This is a genomic window from Collimonas sp. GW821-FHT02H07 (assembly GCF_059421505.1).
Map to the genome: position 1 here is coordinate 130,792 of NZ_JBWKVC010000014.1, position 18,327 is coordinate 149,118.

Consider the following 18,327-nt stretch of genomic DNA (forward strand, 5'->3'; position numbering starts at 1 on the left):
TGGGTGGGTTTCATGGCGGTGGCTGTATGCACATCAATACCTCATCTACTTCATTGAGCGGGGTAAGGCTAAATAAATAGTTGGAATGTTCGATCACGGTTTGTCCAGCCGTAGCCGGGCTGACGCCTGCCTGTGTCATGATCTGGGCGGCTTCTTCCAGTGCCGCGGGGCTGCCGGCCTGGGTCAGCAACGTGGCGCCTGTTGCCCGTTGCGCCGCTTGCGCCTTGAAGGTTGCCTGGTGTTCCGGAATGGACATGAGCAGGGTTGGATCTTCATATTTACTGTAATTGGCAATGCTGCGACTGAGCGTTGCTTGTTGTTCCGGATGATGCGCTTGCATGCCCGCGGGGCGATTGCCTGTCGCTGGATCGATTTGTCTGTTGTATGGCTGGATATCAGGATTGGGCGTGTAGTTCTGCTCCCCGGTAGCGGGGGTGGAGTTGGGTTCCGACAGGGCGTTGCCCGGTTCCGCAGGCGTACTGCCTGGTTCGGCGGGGCTTGAACTGGGTTCGGCCGGCGTGGAGTTCGGTTCCGCAGGAGCGGAGCTGGGTTCTGAAGAGGATGAGCTTCCTGAACTTTGGGAGCTGCCGGCATCGCCTACAGACGACATCATCTGTATGGTGCTTGCACTATGCGCCATTACGGATACAGCGGCCGGCGCGTATTGCACGACTTGCGTGGCGGCCTGTACTCTCTGTGCGCCAGAAGCGAAGGCGAGCGCCGCTCTTGGTCCGCCAGTGATCGGCCCTGTTGGATTAACGAAACCTAGCGTAATGTCTGCAGCCGTAGCGGCACTTTCGGCATTGTGCTCTTCGACACCGACCACCTGCAAACCGGAAGAGATCCCCATTTGCGTGATGCTTTTTTCGTCTCTGCCGCTTCTCATCTGTCGCACGCCAGCTTCGTAATCGGATAGTCCATGCGCAGCTACCGCAAGCCCGGCGGCAATGCCTATTCCCGTTTCAGCCGTGCCCACGGCAAATATGACGCCGCCTGCCGTTTGCGCCAAGCCGCCTACAGCTCTGACCCCTCCCCAAAATCTTGTCCAATCTTTTCCGTTTGGATCGTGGTAAACGACAGGGTTGGATCGGACATACGCATAGGCATTGCTGAATTCCGGTTTGAAGGACGGATCGCAAGCCGTCCATCTTCCCAGCCACGGCGCGAAATAACGTGCTCCATGATAATAGAACCCGTTTTCCTGATCTCGCTCTTTGTTCGTGTAGCGATACCGTTTTGCGATCGCCTTGATGCTTTGTTTCAGCGCTTGATAGGTCGTGCTGCCGTAAGGGGAATATTCTTCATACGAAATGACTTGGGCTTGCTCATCCAATTCAAGGCTGGATGAACCAAGATGGTTGCCAAACTGGTAGCGTAATAGCGGTGGCGATGAATCATCATTACCGTGCGTCAGGGTCTCTACCAATGCGACGCGCTGTATGCCATCGACGATGTGCAGCGTTGTGCGCTCTAGCTTGACGGTATTGCCATCCTGCAGATATTCGCGATAGAACTCCATGCCGCCAAGATAAATCCTTTCTTTTGCGCGCGTCGGTGCTTGCTGTCCGGGCGCCTGACGTTCTGTCGCAGGATGTTCGGTGATTTTGCGTATGCGTTGCCCATCGCTGTCATATACATACCAAGTTGTCTCAGGAATGCCAGCGCCATGGTTGACATGCTGCCTGGAGGTCGCTTGCAACTGGTCCCGGTAATCCCATCGCATCATGCTTAAATGCGGCATCGCTGTGATGTTGCCATGCAAGCCGGCCGAATCGTCATAGCGATAGCGTTCTACCATTTCTCCCAGTTGTGTGCCGCTCAACCGATTATTGTGCCGGCCGCTTTCGAGCTGACTATTTTCGTCATAGATATAACTACGGGTCCAGCCGGCTTGCATGGCATCGCTGCCGCGGTGTTGCATACTGCGGATATTGCCGACCGCGTCATAGAAATACTGTTCAACATAACGCGCCATCGCATCGCCGTCGCCGGGCAGAAGCAGGTTGATCCGTCCGGAGTCATCAGCCGAGTGCGGCGTCGGCGCGTGACGCGGCCCCACATGTTCGCGACCGCTGGCCGCAATTAAGCGATACACAGCGTCATAGCTGTAATCGTTGCTGGGTTCGACACGACGATTGCGGAAATAAATGTTCTGCTGCGCGTTATCGCGTATGTGGGTGATGTTGCCGACGGCATCATAGCTGTAATGCAGATCTTGCAGTTGCGAGTCGATATGGTCGCGTACTGTAGCCAGATGCAGCAAACGGAAAGTGTGCGCATCATAGCGATAATGAGTACTTGTGCCATTGCCGTAAACGATCAGCGTTCGTTGACCCTTGGCGTCGTAAGCGATGTGCTTGATGAAAGCGGTGCTAGCGGCGGAGCCATCTAATTGCGCTGTTATCCGCTCGAGCAAACCAGCGGCGTTATAGGCAGGCCGGATGACGCTATTGTCCGGGCTGACCATTTTGATGGGACGATTGATTGCATCGTATCGGGTCTGGCTTGTATAAACAGGCTCTTCCAGCGCAATCGGATGAGCCCAGTCGAGCGTGTGTTTATACTCCTGCGCCAATTGACGCTCACTTTGCAGCAGATTACCTTTGAAATCATACATATCGCTGCGCATCACGCCGGACTGATCCATTATTTGCACGACTTTGCCGCGCAGATTGCGCAGGTCCGGATGGCTTTGCGTTTCACCATATACGGTGCGTCCTATGAGCATTTCCTCGCCATGGTCTTCGCGCAAATAGTTGTCTGTAGCCCGTCGCAAGACATCGTAGGCAGTACGAAATTGATGGCGGCGACTATCCCATGCGCGTATGGATTTTCCTGCGACGTCGTTTAATAACCAACGCTGTCCCGCGTCCATGCTGGCCCGATGGAGTTGCGTGCCGCGCAGGTCATAGTCATATTGAACAACGAGGCGATTTCTGGCGTCGAAGATTTTTTGCTGGTTGCCCTGAATATCGAAATGGATGCGGGTGGAATAAAATTCATCTCCGGCGGGAGAGTGGAGTACGGTGCGATTATGCGCCGCGCTGAGCATGGTTCGCCCCAAGGCATCCGCATACCCGACTCCCGGCGTCCCGCCATGCACGGCCGCTTTACGTGCAGCGTGCTGCGCTTCATAACCAAGTGCGCCGGTGATGCGCATGTCATGCCAGCTAGGCAGATAATCCGACTGCGGTAGCCGTCGGAAAAAAGCCCCTATATCTGCTTCATTTTCCGGGTGGCTGATCAACACATTGTCATTGGCATCCCAATTTTCCTGCCGCCAGGGATCAAACACTGTTTTTTCGAAAGAGTGATCAGGGTGCAGCGTCGCCGCCACGCGGCCAACCGGATCGTAAAACAAGATGGGGCTGACGCCGGCGCGATGGTCAAAAACGAATTGATGGGTGACTTCAAAAAATGGCTCGTACTGCCTGACCGGCTTGCCCTTGTTGTTGTAAATCGTCCACCCGCTGGCGATCCAGCGAGGAGCGGAATTGTGTTCCGGCTCGGCCTGCATTGTCTTCTGTATTGCGCGCCCAAAGCCATCGACATAGCTAAAGCCGCAGAGAATCTTGCTGTGCTGGCCGGCGGTGAGATCGCTGCTGTGTGTTTCCCTGGTCAAGGTCGCTGAGAAAGCCGGTTGTCGGCTGCAATAAAATTTATCGGGGGCGTAGACTATGCGAGCGCTGGCTTGCGCAAGAATTTCTGTGGCGAATACGCCTTTGGGATCGTCATAAAAACGTGCGATTTCAGTCGCGTTCAGATCTGCGCGAAAGCCGATTAAGTTATCGCCGGCATTTTCTGACGTTTTACCCATGACGGCCGAACCCGTTACCATGCCCAAGGCGTCAAAGGCAACCTCGGAACGATTGCCGTTGGCATCCGTGATCAAGCGTGGTTGCAGCACCCGATAGTCGTTTTCCGCATGCACGGTGTTATGCAGTGCATCGGCGGTGCGAATGGCGAGGAGATCATCGTCATCAAAATCTGCCGTGCTGCTGAAGCCGAATGGATTTTCAAAGCGGCGTGGCAGGAAAAAATGCCGTGCGGCCTGTTCCAGCTCTAGCGTTGCAGGAGCTTGCGTGTCTGTGTGAAAAAATACGCGGCCGCTCGGTTGCCATAGGCGGCCATCGCCGTCCAGGTCGACAAAGCCGCCGCCGTCAGACGCTGTGCTGCATAAAATGGCAGCAGGGTCTGGCAACAGGTTTTCCGAGAGAGTAGACATTCCGGCCCCGATTAACTTATATCGCTGACAGGTCGCACAAAGATCTTGGATAGCAAGCCGGGCGTAAACGCCAACGTATAGCTTTCCCCCGGCAACGCTAACGATTCCAGCGTGCCAAGCGGGAGCAGGCGATCCAGCTGATTGCTGCGATACAAGGTGCGGTTGTTTTTCAGCAAGCGGCGATATGGCACATCTTCTTTCGCCCCCTGCGCCTGCCAGTCTTCAAACGGCAGATCGTGCCCGCCATCGCTCGCAAGCACTACTTTTTTAGCTAATTCATCGAAACTGAAAAAATTGGTGATGCCGGGTAGCTGGCTATCTGGCTGGAAATGGATCAGTTCGTATAGTTTTGCCTCGCAAGGCAGCGGCGCGCGGTAGGCGTCACGTGTATGTACGGCATTGGTGTAGGAGTTTTGGTTCAAGGTCAGCAGTATATTTGCTTGTTTCTCATGATCTTCTTGCGTCAATAATGGCGACGGATCGGGGAAGCGTCGGCCATAGGCGATGGCAACGGAGGCGAGCACATTGCCAAAGTCATCTACTGCCAGCGTGACGCCATGAGAAACACGCGGGTCGGCGCGCATTCCGTCGCGTATTTTGTAGAGCTTGCGATCATAATTAAAACTCAATGTTTCACGCGCATGGGTAAAGAAAACCGCATGTCGATTGTGTTGTCTTGCCTGCAGCATGCGGATGCTGTAATTGTTTTCGCTAACGGTATAAGGGCGGCATGCCGCGGCGCTGCCATCGAGCGCATATACTTCTTGCCGCAACATCGCGCCTTTCAATGAGCGGCAGGCCTCACGCGCTTCGTCCGATGTCGCATGAGGAGGGAGCATGGTGTCGCTGAGCTGCATCGCTGCGATTTGTTGTTTACTTAATGCTGCTTCGCCATTGCGTTTGCTGCCTTCGCAATAATATTCATGTGCAAGTTGTCGCGAGATGCGCTGGCCATCCAAAAAAGCGCCGGTATGAAACCACGTTTTTGTGAGTACGGGCGGGACATTGGAGGCAGCGTCAATATTGACGGCAGCGGGAAAATCATCGCTTTGACTCAAGGTTGCGAATTCTTCCGTATCGACTTGATCGACTCTGGCAAAGCCGCGGAACTCTCTTTCGACACCGTCATAAAAACCATGGTGATAGCTGTAGCGTGTGACGAAACGATTGCGACTGACATAGTCGTAGGTTTCCACGCGTTTCACCACATGCACCGGGAACGGCAGCCTGGTCACCCATGGCGTGCCGGCGGCCTTGTCGTCCAGGTAGAATTCGGTCGACGCTGCATATTCCAGGCGCGTCTCCGCGCCCAGGTTATTGCTGGTCCGCACCAGGAGATGCGGCTTCTGACCGCACATCAGGTCGACATAACGCAGCTGCCGCCCGCTGTCATGCGGTAATGGCGAAGACCATAGCAGGCAAGCCGTGCCGTGCCCAAGGAAATCGGCGACAGCGATCGATACGGTGTTGTCGACTGCGGGAAAACCGCGCAGCACACGCGCATCGCTCCAGCTGTTGCCGGCCTGGTTGAGGAAAATCCGGATGCAGTCCTTGGCCAGGTAAAGAATGTCTGCGGTGCCGCCGCCATCGGTGTCGGCCAGGCGGATGCGGCTTTGATCGAACAGATCCGGCGCATCGAAGCGCGGCGAGTTGTCCATGCTGACCTTGGCGCCGAAACGGCCGTAGCCGAGATTGGGCCAATAGCAGATCTCGCCGTTGCGGATGCGGACGATATCGGACAAGCCGTCGCCCGACATGTCGGCCAGGTAGATGGACTGTGCAAGGTCGGCAAAGATTATCCGCGGCCCGGCTTCTTCATCGTGCGGCGCCGCGATGCGCAGGCCAGGGCCGAAGCCGGAGCTGAGCAGGGACGGATGCCAGGTAAACGCATTGTCTTCTGTGACCAGGACATCCGCGATGCCATCGCCGGTGAGGTCGACAAAGCGCAGGTTGGGGTCTTGCCAGTCCCTGACCGGAAATGCCCGGAACGGACGGAATCCTTCCCAGCCTGCATCCATCGTCCGTCCATGAAAACCCGCCAGCCCCAGATCCGGCGGCGCCAGTGCTACCAGGTCGAGCGTGCCTTCGCCGGTGACATCCATCAGCATCTGGCTGGCGTTGCTGGCGCTGGCGGCGTCCAACGCGGCCAGCGCCGGACGCGCCGGCACTACCTGGGTCAGGCCGAAACGACCGTCGCCCAGGTTCGGTTTATAGAACCAGGCAGCTTCCTGTTCGCTGAGCACGCCAGGGATGCCTTCGGCATTCAGATCCAGCCAGCGGTTGGCGCTGCCGTCGATGCCGCCGGCCAGGCTAAGCAGGTTGTCGGGGCTGACTTCCTGCAGCCGGAATCCTTCGAACTCAGGATCTTCCAGCGGGCTCGCGGCATAGGCCAGAGTCAAAGGCGGCAAGCTGCGGGTCAGATAGCGGTGCTGCTGCGCCTGCTGCCCAGGCTGCTGTTCCAGCTTGTGTCCGCATAGCTTAATCGTTGTGATGAAGGAAGCGACGGCTTTTTCATGGTATTCGAAGCCCATGGAGCGCACCAGGCATGAGGCGACGCCCAGTTCCTGCGGGAAGTGATGGAACATCAGGACGCGGCGGCACAAATGGTATTGACGTACTTCAAAGCCGGGCCGATAGGTTGAAAACGGGTCTTTGCGGATTGCTGCCGGATCGCTCGCACTGTCGTCCGCTTGCGCAAAAATGCGGCCATCCCGATCTGGCGGTTGTTCCCGGTAGTGGCCTTCGCCATAGTCGAATACCAGTTCGAACATCCAGTCGGCCGGATGAAGATCGCTGCGCTCCTGCAGCGGCACGCGGTTGCCGTAGCGGATCCGCTTGATATTGCGATTAGCCGACCGCTGCCGGTTGCGTTCATTGCTGCCGGCGACGGCCAGGTCTTCATCGGCGGCCGCGTAATCGTAGATGATAGCGTTACCTTTGTTGTCAAAACTGCGGCAGATAAGCCAGCTGAAGATGTGCGCGGGATTGGCCGGGTCGGCGATGCGCGAAGCTGGATCGACGCCATACAGCGTCAGCGTGTTGTCTTTGGAGATCGAGCGCCAATGCATGTCGCCATCTGCGATGCGGCTCCAGCGTTCTATCTGCGCAAACAAGCCTTCGATGCGCGGACGATAACGCTGGATGCGATAACCGTCGCGCTCCAGTTCGTCCGGCTGCCATCGCCCGTTGCCGTCGCATTGCAGGGCCGGGACCAGGTCTTCCGCGCCGGAGAGGATGAAGATGTCAGGCTGCCGATGCTGTCCGCACTCTGTGCCGGCATCAGCGTCTGAGTTGCTGTGACTGTCGTAATAGCGGGGGATGCCCTTGTCCGTGCGCCTGCTGATCATGGGCACGGATGCATTCCAGCCCATGCCAAAGCAACCGTTGCCGCTGCCGGAGTCGTAGCTCAAGGAGAGTTGCGGAGCGAACCCGGACCGTCCCGGGCTCAGAGGAAGGGGCACGGTCAGCGAGCCAGTGCCGGTGACGGGATTGGCGTTGAATTTTTCATCGATGCCGCGGATGGCGCCGCCGCCTTTAGGGATGCTCAATTGCGGCGGCGTTATGCCAGGCTGCTGTGGGTTGGAGTGAGCTTCCCCGTCAGATGCAGCAGTGTCGGCAGCCATAGCTTCCCCCCATTCAGTTATGCTTGAGCACGACCGAATTCTGATCACGGCGCAGTAGATATTTTCCGTATAGAAATATAGGCAGCGCACCATGCTTTTACAAGATTTAAAACCAGATTTTGTGTTTCCCCCAGCGCACCGATAAAGCGTGGGAGCGGGCGCTCTTCGTACTTCCAAATGATTGTCGATGGCCGGCAGGATGATCGTTCTCTGCGCCCGGGCAGAAGATGAAGGAAAATGCGGTAAGCAAGCATGCCGCAATCTCAAGCTGTATCAAACTATGCACGGGGAAAACCATGAAACATCGATATGATGCAATCGTCATCGGCGCCGGACAGTCCGGCCCCTCCCTGGCAGTGCGGCTGGCGAATGCCGGCCGCAGAACCGCCATCATCGAGCGCAAGAATTTCGGCGGCACTTGCGTCAATACCGGTTGCATACCAACCAAGACCTTGATCGCCAGCGCGCGCGTGGCGCATATGGCGCGCCGCGCCGCCGAATTCGGCGTCATGATCGACAGCCCGGTCGAGGTCGACATGAGGCAGGTCAAGGCGCGCAAGGATCAGGTTGTCAGTCAGTCCAACCAGGGCGTCGTCAGCTGGCTCAGGAGCACGCCCAACCTGACGGTGATCGAAGGGCATGCGCGCTTTGAGAGTCCGCACAGCGTAAGGGTCAATGGCGAACTGCTGGAAGCGGACGAGATTTTCATCAACGTCGGCGGCCGCGCCACGGTGCCCGATCTGCCTGGGCTGAAGGATGTCGATTTCCTCACCAACTCCAGCATGATGGAAGTGGATTTCCTGCCGCGGCACCTGGTGATTGTCGGCGGCAGCTACATCGGCCTGGAGTTCGCGCAGATGTATCGCCGCTTCGGCAGCGAGGTCACCGTGATAGAAGGCGGCCCGCGCCTGATCGGACGGGAAGATGAACAAGTGTCGGCAACGGTCAGAGAGATCCTGGAAGCGGAAGGCATTCAATTCAGGCTCGCCGCCAGGATCGAGCGCGTGGAGAAACATGGCGATGCGGTGCTGCTTGCCGTCAGCGATGGCCAGGCATCGTACGACATCTCCTGCTCGCATCTGCTGCTCGCGGTGGGGCGGATCCCGAACAGCGGCGACCTCGGCCTCGACAAGGCCGGCATCAAGACCGACGAGCGCGGCTACATCGTGGTGGACGACCAGCTGCGCACCAGCGCAGCCGGCGTCTGGGCGCTGGGCGACGTCAATGGCCGCGGCGCATTTACCCATACTTCCTACAATGACTATGAAATCGTGGCGGCCAATCTGCTCGACCATGATCCCCGCAGCGTCGCCGACCGCATCCCGGCGTATGCGCTGTTCATCGATCCGCCGCTAGCCAGGATCGGCATGAGCGAACGCGAAGTCCGCGCCGGCGGCCGCGCGGCGCTGGTCGGCACGATGCAGATGGCAAGGGTAGGGCGCGCCCGCGAACGCAGTGAAACCCAGGGATATATGAGCGTGCTGGTGGATGCGGAAACGAAGAAGATCCTTGGCGCCATGCTGCTCGGCATTGAAGGCGATGAAGTGATTCATTCGATTCTTGACGTCATGTACGCCGGAGCGCCTTATACCGCCATCCAGCGCGCGATGCATATTCATCCGACCGTTTCCGAGCTGGTGCCGACGCTGCTGGGAGACCTGAAGCCGCTGCAGCCCTGAGTTGTTGCCGCCGCGGTTAGCCTGGTTCCGCTCTATAAGCCTTTGTTGTTCAAGGCTGCATATTCCAAGCTGTTTCCAAGCTATTTTCAGTCTGTCTGCTTCTGGCTGCTGTAGTCGTACAACGGCAGTCCGATCAGAAAGGTCGCGCCTGCGCCTGGCGCGCTATGCGCATCCAACCAGCCATGATGCCGCTTGACCACTGCATGTACAACCGAGAGTCCGAGGCCGCGGCTGCGCGCCGGCTGCGGTACATCTTCGCGCGCTGTCTCGCGCGCCGGGTTGGCGCTTGACATCAGCTGCGCCAGTCTTGATGCACTGATTCCCTCGCCGTCATCGCTGACTGTCAGCACCACTTCAGCGGTATCGGCAGCTATATTCACGCAAAGATTGACCGTGCCTCCCACCGAGCTATGGCGTATGGCATTGTTCAGCAGGTTGAGCAGGGCGCGCGTCAGCATTCCCGGATCCACCCGTATCGGACAATCATCGTCGCCTAGCGTAGGCACCAGCGAGATTCCCCTCACTTTGGCATAAGGCCAGGCCTGGTCGATGGCATCGAGCATGATGGCGCCGGCCTGGGTTTCCGTGAAGCGATAGTCGCCGGATTCCGCCTCGGCCAGGTCCATGAAGCCTTCGGCCAGTCCCAGCGTGCGCTGCGCTTCGCGCCGTATGTCGTGCACCAGGCGGCTTACATTGATGCCGGAACCCGGCTGTTCGTAAAGATTCAGCAGGCTCAGGATCGACACCTGCGGACTGCGCAGGTCGTGCGAGACGAAGCTGAGCCACTGCTCGCGCTTGCGCTGCGTCAAACGCTCGATCGTCAGATCCTGGAGTACAGCCAGCCAGGCGCGCGGGGCGGCGTTGCTGCCGTCAAGCCGGGCGGTACGCAGCCTGAACACCTTGCCCTGCGATGTGGTGTATTCGCCGGCGAAGGCTTGCGACCAGTGAACCGTCTGCTGGGGATGGCTGCCGGCGATCTGGTGCAGCAATGATGGCAGGCTATGCCCGCGCAGCGGATCGTGCGCTGCGTCGGACGGTGGCTGGGCAGGCGCCAGAAGCAATTGCGCCGCGGCGTTGCTCTGGCTGATGGCGCCGTCGTCCTGGCAGATCAGCACAGCTACTGGCATCTGCCACAAGCCTTCGCTGAGCAAGGCCTGCATTTGAGACAGCCGGTCTATCGCGCGATCCAGCGCCTGCGTCTGGTTTTCGACGGTATGGAGCGCAGCGGGCACATTTCCCGGTGCCGGCTCAAACGCGCCGGCAGGGATGGCATTGAGGGTGCTGACCCGGTCTCCGAAAAACATCAGCAGGGAATTCAGCTGGCGCCAGCTCCACAGAAAATAGGCGATCGCCACGCCCAGGATGGGCGCGGCCGGAGGAAGCCAGCAGTGGCCCCAGAGCATACTGAACACGCACAGCGCCAGCCATCCCAGCGCGGCGCCGCAAGCGAAGGACAAGGCATTGCGCGCGCTATGCAGGAACAGCAGGAGCACCAGCCAGATTGGAAAGACCGTCCATGCAAAGAGCAACCGGCCTTCTGCAAAAACGATGGCGCGGCCTTGCTGCAGCACATCGATGGCATTCGCATGCAGCTCCAGGCCGGGCATGCGCATCTGCGGCCCGACGCCGGCGACCGGCACGTCGTCGCCTAAGCCAGAGTCGCTGACAGCGCCGATCAGCAGTGTTTTCCCTTGCAGGAACTCCGCCGGGACTTCGTCGTGCAAGACGCTGACATAGGGCACGGTGCGATAAGTCCTGGAAGCGCCGGCAAGCGCGAAACCGAATGGTTCCCGCCGTTGCCAGCCGGCGGCATCCGACGCCTCCAGCATGGTGTGCGCCGAAACTAGCTGAGGCGAGGCCATCAGCTCGCCGGCATATGGTTGAAGGTTGCCGGCGACGCCTTCTCGGCGGAACAGGCGGCGCGCGACGCCGTCTGCGTCGGGCGTCAATTTGGCATGGCCGAGTCCTTTGGCGTTGCGTGCAAACTGGGCCAGCGGCGGCACAAAACTGGCAGTGCCCGACTCGCTGTCTCCGGTTTCGGCATAGCGCAGCGGCAGGAACACCGGAAGCTTCAGCATCGCCGCCGCCAGTTCCTGGTCCGCCTCGGGCCGGGGGCCGGGCTTGTCCAGAAACAGATCGAGCAGGACGGCACGCGGCGTGTACGCAGACAGGCGCTCCAGCAGTTGCGCATGCACGCTGCGCGGCCAGGGCCAGGGCCCCAGTTCGCTCACGCTGCGCTCATCGATGCCGATCAGCAGGATATCGGGCGACGGTTCGTGCACGTCAAGGCTGATCAGCTTGTCGTAGATCGCCAGATCGGCTTGCGCCAGGCCAGGTTGCTGGCCGAGCCACACCATGAGAGGCGGCAGCAGCAATGCGATCAGCGCGCATTCGATCAGGAAGCGATGTTTCATCGGCGCCTCAGGGAGCAGGCACTTCAAAGCTGCCGCTGAAGGACGGCACGGCGGCCGCAGCTGCAGACGGATCCCCAGGCGCGCCGCCGATTTCAATGCTGCGCCAGTAATACTTTCCCGGTACGACGAAAGGTCCTACCGTCACGCTGGTGCCGTAGAATGCCGCGTCTTCGGCCAGCAACGGACTGAATTCTGCAGTGCGGGCCAGTTCAAACCTGAATTTCTGTCCCGATCGCCCCGGCCAGCGGATCTTATAGCGGCCGTTGCCCAGGCTCTCGACGCCGCTTTTCCGGGAGGCGCTGGCGGCAATGTATACCGTGCTGTCGCTGGGCAAGCCCTCAAGCTGACGGCTATCGAAAGCGGTAAGACGCAGATGGTAGAAACCCGCGTCGAGCGTATCGGGCAGCGTAAAGCGGGGCAGGCTGGAGCGCTGCTCATGCATCAGCTGCAGGAAACGGTCATCGCGCGCGAGTTGCAGCCGGTAGCCGCTCGCGTCCGGCTGCGGCGCCAGCAGGACATCGCCGTCGACGGCGGTTTCGATGCGCTCCGGCGCCGGCAGCAGCGGATGCGATTGCATGGCGTCGCTGCCGGCCAGCAGCGAGCCTTGCGCGACGCCGACCAGGAGCTTGCGCGGGTCTGCCGCAATCTCGTCGGCCGCGACTTTGCCTTCAATCACTTCAACCGTGACCACATTGTCTTCATCGCGCACCCGGAAATGCGTGCCGCGCACTCCGAGTTCGGCTGATTTGGTGCGAATCTCGAAGTGCCTGCCGTTCTGCTTTTCCACATGCGATTCCAGGCGTCCGCTCAATAGTTCGAATTGGACCAGCTGACCGTTGATCACCAGCACTTTGACAGCGCTGCTGGATGGCATGACAACGTGACTGTCGTCGGCCAGGGTCATGCTCAGAAACGCGTCTTGCTCGGTCACCAGCACATCGCCCGCTTGCACGCCGGCGCCGCGCGTCAGCGGCCGTTGCGCAGCGTTGCCTCGCTTGAGCCAGGCCGAACCGGTCAGTTCCGTCACGATCGCCACATCTCCGCCCAGCACCAGCACCTGGCCGAGTTTCAGGCGCTCCGGAGCCCGCACGGCATTGTCTTTTTGTATTTCCTGCCAGTGCAGCGGCGATTGCTTGTACTGGCGCGAGAGATCCCAAAGGGTGTCGCCAGGACGCACCACATGGGTCTGGCCTTGCTGTGCAAACACCGGTCCCGCCAGCGCAATCGACAATAACAGCAGCAGATTCCGGATCGTCCCCGGACGCCGCTGCGGCACAGCGCTAGCAACTGATTCAAACGGCGGGTGGAGCGGCATCTTGTATGGTGTCATCGGTTGTTTCTAGTCGATAGCCCTGGCCGTAGACGGTTTGCAGGCGCAAGCCGCGGGCCGCGTATAAACCGAGTTTTGCGCGCAGGCGGTAGATCTGGCTATCCAGTGCACGGGTTGTCAATTCTCCATCGTGCCCCATGCTTTCCATCAGATAAGCGCGCGATACCGCCTGGCCGAGTTTGCGGAACAGGGCGAGCGCCAGCCTGAACTCGCGTTCGGTGAGTTCGAAGTGCTGTTTTTCTCCGTCCTGCTCCACGCTGATGCTGGACGAGGGCCGGTCGAACACCCAGTTGCCGTAACGTTCCAGCGATTTCGATGCGGCAGGGCGATTGCGCTGCAACAGGCGCCGCACCCGCGCCGCCAACTCCAGCGGCCGCAACGGCTTGACGATGTAGTCGTCTGCGCCTATGCCCAGCGCATTGGCGACATCGTTCTGCGACGAGCGCGAACTGAGCATGATCACCGGGGTTTCACTCTGCTGGTACTGGCGCAGCCAGTGCAGCAAATCGACGCCGTCCAGGTCCGGCACATTCCAGTCCAGCACCAGCAGGTCGAAGGTTTCGCGCCGCAGCGCCCGCCGCAATGCTTCGCCGCGTTCGAACGTGACGCACGAGACGTTCTCGTCGTCCAGCGCTAGCTGGTGCTCGAGGGTGTGGACCAGATACTCCATCTGGTTAGGTTCGTCTTCAAGTACGGCGATACGCATCGGAGCGGATTCGGTTAAATGGATGGAGAGAGAAAGACGATTGCCATGATTGTAGTCCGCAACATTGCATGAAATTTACACATTCTTGCGCAGACCCCGGCTATTGGACAGGCTGAAAATGGCCGGAGCGGCGACAGCCGTCATGATCGCCAGTCCTTGCTGCGGATAAAAGATCATACAAAACACGGCGGCGCTCATGATCGTCTCGCGAGAATTCGTCAGAATTTGCCCCCCAGCCAGGCCTGCGGGTGGGCAATACAATATTTAATTCATTTGCGCAACTAAATGTCATCATAAAGCAGAATGCAATTCTGATGAATTCTCGCAGAATGATGTAGACGGATTTTTTTTTAAATAACATCGCTCCATGCAAACTCAAGACAAGGCGACTAGCAGTTTCGTCAGGCTGGAAATGTCAGGGCTAGTGGGGCAATTTCAGGAGATGGAATCATGGTTCAACCAGGTCGGACTGCAATCCTGCGGATGGCAATGAAGTCCTTATTGCTGTCGACGGCAACTCTGGGTGTTTTCCTGCTCGGCGGCTGTGCCGGCCAAGGTCTGGCTGGCATGCCGCGAGAGCGAGCCAGTCTTGCTGCACCGCAGGATAGGGATTTTCCGAACCCTGCGTCCGCCACTTTGCGGCAGGGTACGTTTCCCAATGTGGAATCGTTGCGCAGCATGCAGGCCGGCATGAGCAAAGACCAGGTCCGGCAGCTGCTGGGTTCGCCGCATTTTAGCGAAGGCATCGTCGGCGTGCGGGAATGGAATTACCTGTTCCATCTGCGTAGCGGCAAGGAAACGGAGGATGTGGTTTGCCAGTACATGGTGCGTTTCGATAGCAGTGTGCGCGTCAGCGGTCTCTATTGGCGCATCCCGGATTGCGCATTGCTGGTCGATCCGCCGCCGGTTGAAGCGGTCCAGGCGAAGGCCGCGACGACGCCGCAAAAGCTGACCTTGAGCGCGGATGGGTTGTTCGGGGCGGCAGGCAGGGAATTAAAAGACATGCCGCCGGAAGGCCGCTTGAGAATTGAACGCCTGGCGAACGACATCAAGCGTAATTTCAGGCGCATCTATTACGTGGTTGTGACGGGACATACCGACCGTCTCGGCGCTGAGGCTGACAAGGTCGAGCTGTCGCTGGCCCGGGCCGATGCGGTAAGCAAATTGCTGGCGCAGCAAGGCATCGACGCCAAGATCATCCGCGTTGCCGGCATGGGCGACCGGCAGCCGCTGGCGCGGTGTCCTGGCACGGTGAAGACGGCGGCATTGCAGGATTGCCTGCGTTCCAACCGCCGCATTGAAATTGAAGTGGTTGGGGAAGAATGAAGTGCAAGCGTATTTGAAGTATTTGTATCGGCTGGCGGTTTTGCTGGAGGGCGAGATAACGCAAGGCATGTGCCGCCAGGCCGTCGGTATTTTATTGCAGGAATAAATTTTCAGTAGAGATTTTTGATGGACGAGATACATAAATACGAGATGAAACTGCGCGACGATCAATGGCTGCAGCTTGAGCCGTTGATGATCGGGAAGGCTAGCGACCCCGGCATGTGCGGCAGGAACAATCGTCTGTTTATGGAAGCCGTCTTGTGGATAGTGGCGAATAAAGGTTTGTGGTATCGCATACCTTCTGAATTTGGTAAATGGAACGCGACCTACATGCGGTTCCGGCGCTGGACCGAGAGTAATTTCTGGCGCTTCCTGGCCCAGAGCAGAATCCAGGATCCGGACCTGCTGCGCATGCTGACAGAGATTGCCGATTACGCCGATTCATATACCAGTCGCAAGGAGCAACGGTTGCTCAGAAGGCACCACAAGAAACTGTATATGGGAGAGATCCTCGCGTCCAAGGGAGCTTAGCGAGGCCAGGACTGGCAAGGTCCTTTATCGAATTTGATTGTCATAAAATGTTACTTGAAAACAAGATAAGACGAAGACGACGCGAAATTCCACTCTGATCGCGAGCGGCTAAGCGAGCAAGCGGGAAACCCGATTTCAGATTAATGACGCCATCTGTCTGGAGCAGACATGTTGCGAATGGGGAGACTTGCGTCCTGAAAAAACATGCTTCTGTTTTCGTCCGCAATGCCATGAACAAGAGGGGATTCCAGTCGCAGCGAGTATCCATATGGTCCGATTAACTGAGTCATTCGAGGCACTCGTAGGTTTCAGCAGTAAGACTGGCAAGCACAGGTCGTCCTTGCCGCGCGCTGAGTCGAGAAGTTCTTATGTATTCATGGTGAATCACAAGATGGGAAATTTCCACATGGAAATTTAAATGTGAACGACTGTTAAAAAATGGCTCTCATTGTCAAATATTGTTAAGTACGAATTACTTTTAAAAAAAACGGTGCTACTTTTTATTCAGCCTGAGAGCGACTGAAGTCAGAGATGTCAAGGCTGGCCGAGATAAGAGGTGAACGCTTCTTGAATGAATTGAAGCGTCGAAATACGGAGAAGACAAGTGGAAAAAATACTTCAGACGATCAGCGTCAAGGTCGATGCGGGGTGCAATACGGTGTCCTGTTTCAGCAAGGCCTCTGCTTTTCCCAAACCGGCATTCCTGTTCCCAGACGTGCCGCTCGAAATGTATTCGGCTACGCAGCTGAACAAAAAATTATCCGCACCCGCGAGTGCATCAATTCTTAGGTTGTGGCGATCGATCTGATTTGTCGCTGAAAGTCCAATTTCCACTAATTTTGGCGAGGAGCCAATCATGAATAAAGTTTATCGCACAGTCTATAGCCACACCTTGAATGCCTGGGTTGCAGTTTCTGAATTGGTTGCTGCCAAAGGCAAACGATCGGGATCCCGTTGCGTCGGTGGCACGTCCGTTATGGCGACCGGTTCTGCATGGGGAGCTTTCTTCGGAGGCGGATTTTCATTGAAGACTTCGGTGGTGGCACTGATACTGGCGCTGCCATTGTCTGGGTATGCCAGTACCATCAGCAACTCCGGCGGCTCTGGTTGCAGCAACACCTTCACAGGTGCAGATGGTACGGTCTTTACGGCACCGGGCGCAGGGCCAATGTATCAGACCGACGGCAATGGCTATTTCTCGACGGTTGCCGGCTGTGGTGCTACTGGGGGCGCTCATCTTGCCGTAACTTTGTTCGGTGCGGGTACCCAGGTTACCGGAGACTACGGTACGGCATTAGGCTATATGAGCAAAGCGGGTAATTTGGGGACCGCGGTGGGTACCCAAGCCTACGCTGGGAACTCGGGTGCTGTTGCTATCGGTAGCAATGGTATCGGAGCCCAAGCTACGACCTTTGGCACGATTGCTATCGGTGGGCAGTCGCTCGCTAACGCTAATGGCGCAATTGCGATAGGATCAGGCTACGGTGGAGTACCGGCAACTACCGCCTCGGGGATTAATTCCATCGCGATGGGTATTGGAAATAACGCAAGCGGTCCAATAGGTGTAGCGATTGGTAGTAATAATCAAGAATCTGGAAATCGCGGCATTGCGATTGGATCCGGCACCACCTCTAGCGGCGACTACTCTTCTGCCATAGGCCATGCGGTCAATGCCAGTGGAACAGGTGCAACGGCGCTGGGTGGCAATGTTACCAACGGCGCATCCGCAGCCGCTGCTGATTCCGTCGCGATCGGCGGACAGTCGGTGGTTGCTGCGACCGCCACGTCCGGAATTGCTGTCGGTCGCGGCGCCACGGTCAACGGTGCCTTTGGCATTGCACAGGGAGATGGCGCCAATGCGTCGGGTGGGCAAGGCGTCGCGGTCGGGTTCCAAGCAAATGCTAGCGGCACGAATGCTGTCGCTTTGGGCGTGGGGACGATTGCTAGCGGCATAGATACTGTCGCCTTCGGCAATGTTGCGAATGCGTCTGCCACAAATGCTGTCGCCGTCGGCAATGCTGCGAATGCGTCTGCCACAAATGCTGTCGCCGTCGGCAATGCTGCGAATGCGTCGGGCATAAATGCTGCCGCGTTTGGAGCCGCAGCTAACGCCGCAGGTTCCACGGCAGTGGCTGTCGGGGTCTCGGCCAATGCGGGGGGGAACGCAGCTATTGCGATTGGATTGCAATCTAAAGTCGTCGCCAACGGCACCGCCACCGCCATCGCGATCGGCGCAAATTCCCTTGTTTCGGCGTCTACGGGTAGTGGCAATAATATTGCGATAGGGACCGTGGCGCAGTCCACTGGCTTCGACGCTACTGCAATCGGCGGGCAGACTACCGCTAGCGGCACCTATGCCATCGCGATAGGTAATAACGGTACGAACGCCACTGGAACGGGCTCAATCGTCCTCGGCGCCGGGGCCAGCTCGACAGGAACAAGTTCAACGGCCTTAGGCACTAGCAGCAGCGCTACAGCGAATTACGCGACTGC

General features: G+C 58.1%; 11 protein-coding genes. 4 read left to right on the plus strand and 7 right to left on the minus strand.

Annotated features, from left to right (window positions below; genetic code table 11):
• Positions 1 to 10 precede the first annotated feature (10 nt).
• Together AC07V8_RS20505 and AC07V8_RS20510 are read right to left on the minus strand one after the other, a co-directional pair.
• A complete protein-coding gene (locus AC07V8_RS20505) occupies positions 11 to 4,225 on the minus strand; it encodes an RHS repeat-associated core domain-containing protein (protein WP_494679856.1) in 4,215 nt (1,404 codons plus the stop codon).
• Positions 4,226 to 4,236: 11 nt separating this feature from the next.
• Positions 4,237 to 7,773 (minus strand): SpvB/TcaC N-terminal domain-containing protein, encoded by a 3,537-nt coding sequence (locus AC07V8_RS20510; protein WP_494679855.1) that lies wholly within the window; start codon positions 7,771 to 7,773, stop codon positions 4,237 to 4,239.
• Positions 7,774 to 8,144: 371 nt separating this feature from the next.
• Between AC07V8_RS20510 and AC07V8_RS20515 the strand changes: the two genes are divergently transcribed.
• Positions 8,145 to 9,527 carry an FAD-containing oxidoreductase gene (locus tag AC07V8_RS20515; protein ID WP_494679854.1) on the plus strand — a complete coding sequence of 461 codons (1,383 nt, stop codon included), beginning with the start codon at positions 8,145 to 8,147 and terminating at the stop codon, positions 9,525 to 9,527.
• A gap of 86 nt (positions 9,528 to 9,613) precedes the next feature.
• Here AC07V8_RS20515 and AC07V8_RS20520 read toward each other — a convergent pair whose 3' ends face one another.
• The 4 genes from AC07V8_RS20520 to AC07V8_RS20535 all read right to left on the minus strand — a co-directional run bounded on the left by AC07V8_RS20520 (position 9,614) and on the right by AC07V8_RS20535 (position 14,175).
• Positions 9,614 to 11,941, minus strand: a complete 2,328-nt coding sequence (locus AC07V8_RS20520) for a CHASE2 domain-containing protein (protein WP_494679853.1) — start codon at positions 11,939 to 11,941, stop codon at positions 9,614 to 9,616.
• A gap of 7 nt (positions 11,942 to 11,948) precedes the next feature.
• Complete coding sequence (locus AC07V8_RS20525; protein WP_494679852.1) at positions 11,949 to 13,271, minus strand: FecR family protein; 1,323 nt, start codon at positions 13,269 to 13,271, stop codon at positions 11,949 to 11,951.
• Positions 13,234 to 13,977, minus strand: coding sequence for a response regulator transcription factor (locus tag AC07V8_RS20530; RefSeq protein ID WP_494679851.1), 744 nt, complete (start codon positions 13,975 to 13,977; stop codon positions 13,234 to 13,236). The genes AC07V8_RS20525 and AC07V8_RS20530 overlap by 38 nt, the downstream gene beginning before the upstream one ends.
• Before the next feature lie 75 nt (positions 13,978 to 14,052).
• Positions 14,053 to 14,175 carry a hypothetical protein gene (locus tag AC07V8_RS20535; protein WP_494679850.1) on the minus strand — a complete coding sequence of 41 codons (123 nt, stop codon included), beginning with the start codon at positions 14,173 to 14,175 and terminating at the stop codon, positions 14,053 to 14,055.
• Between the two features lie 252 nt (positions 14,176 to 14,427).
• Between AC07V8_RS20535 and AC07V8_RS20540 the strand changes: the two genes are divergently transcribed.
• Both AC07V8_RS20540 and AC07V8_RS20545 read left to right on the plus strand, forming a co-directional pair.
• A complete protein-coding gene (locus AC07V8_RS20540) occupies positions 14,428 to 15,303 on the plus strand; it encodes an OmpA family protein (protein WP_494679849.1) in 876 nt (291 codons plus the stop codon).
• A 126-nt stretch (positions 15,304 to 15,429) separates the two neighbouring features.
• Positions 15,430 to 15,834, plus strand: coding sequence for a transposase (locus AC07V8_RS20545; RefSeq protein WP_494679848.1), 405 nt, complete (start codon positions 15,430 to 15,432; stop codon positions 15,832 to 15,834).
• 618 nt (positions 15,835 to 16,452) lie between these two features.
• On the opposite strand, the gene AC07V8_RS20550 is transcribed toward AC07V8_RS20545, so the two are convergent.
• Positions 16,453 to 16,692, minus strand: coding sequence for a hypothetical protein (locus AC07V8_RS20550; protein ID WP_494679847.1), 240 nt, complete (start codon positions 16,690 to 16,692; stop codon positions 16,453 to 16,455).
• Between AC07V8_RS20550 and AC07V8_RS20555 the strand changes: the two genes are divergently transcribed.
• Positions 16,691 to 18,327, plus strand: a 1,637-nt coding sequence (locus AC07V8_RS20555) for an ESPR-type extended signal peptide-containing protein (RefSeq protein WP_494721487.1), incomplete at its 3' end; no start/stop codon positions are given. The two genes, AC07V8_RS20550 and AC07V8_RS20555, sit on opposite strands and share 2 nt — an antisense overlap.

Coding starts and splice junctions, on each gene's coding strand:
- AC07V8_RS20515 (WP_494679854.1), top strand. CDS start 8,145: ATGAAACATCGATATGATGCAATCGTCATCGGCGCCGGACAGTCCGGC.
- AC07V8_RS20540 (WP_494679849.1), top strand. CDS start 14,428: ATGGTTCAACCAGGTCGGACTGCAATCCTGCGGATGGCAATGAAGTCC.
- AC07V8_RS20545 (WP_494679848.1), top strand. CDS start 15,430: ATGGACGAGATACATAAATACGAGATGAAACTGCGCGACGATCAATGG.
- AC07V8_RS20530 (WP_494679851.1), bottom strand. CDS start 13,977: ATGCGTATCGCCGTACTTGAAGACGAACCTAACCAGATGGAGTATCTG.
- AC07V8_RS20520 (WP_494679853.1), bottom strand. CDS start 11,941: ATGAAACATCGCTTCCTGATCGAATGCGCGCTGATCGCATTGCTGCTG.
- AC07V8_RS20505 (WP_494679856.1), bottom strand. CDS start 4,225: ATGTCTACTCTCTCGGAAAACCTGTTGCCAGACCCTGCTGCCATTTTA.
- AC07V8_RS20535 (WP_494679850.1), bottom strand. CDS start 14,175: ATGAGCGCCGCCGTGTTTTGTATGATCTTTTATCCGCAGCAAGGACTG.
- AC07V8_RS20550 (WP_494679847.1), bottom strand. CDS start 16,692: ATGATTGGCTCCTCGCCAAAATTAGTGGAAATTGGACTTTCAGCGACA.
- AC07V8_RS20525 (WP_494679852.1), bottom strand. CDS start 13,271: ATGACACCATACAAGATGCCGCTCCACCCGCCGTTTGAATCAGTTGCT.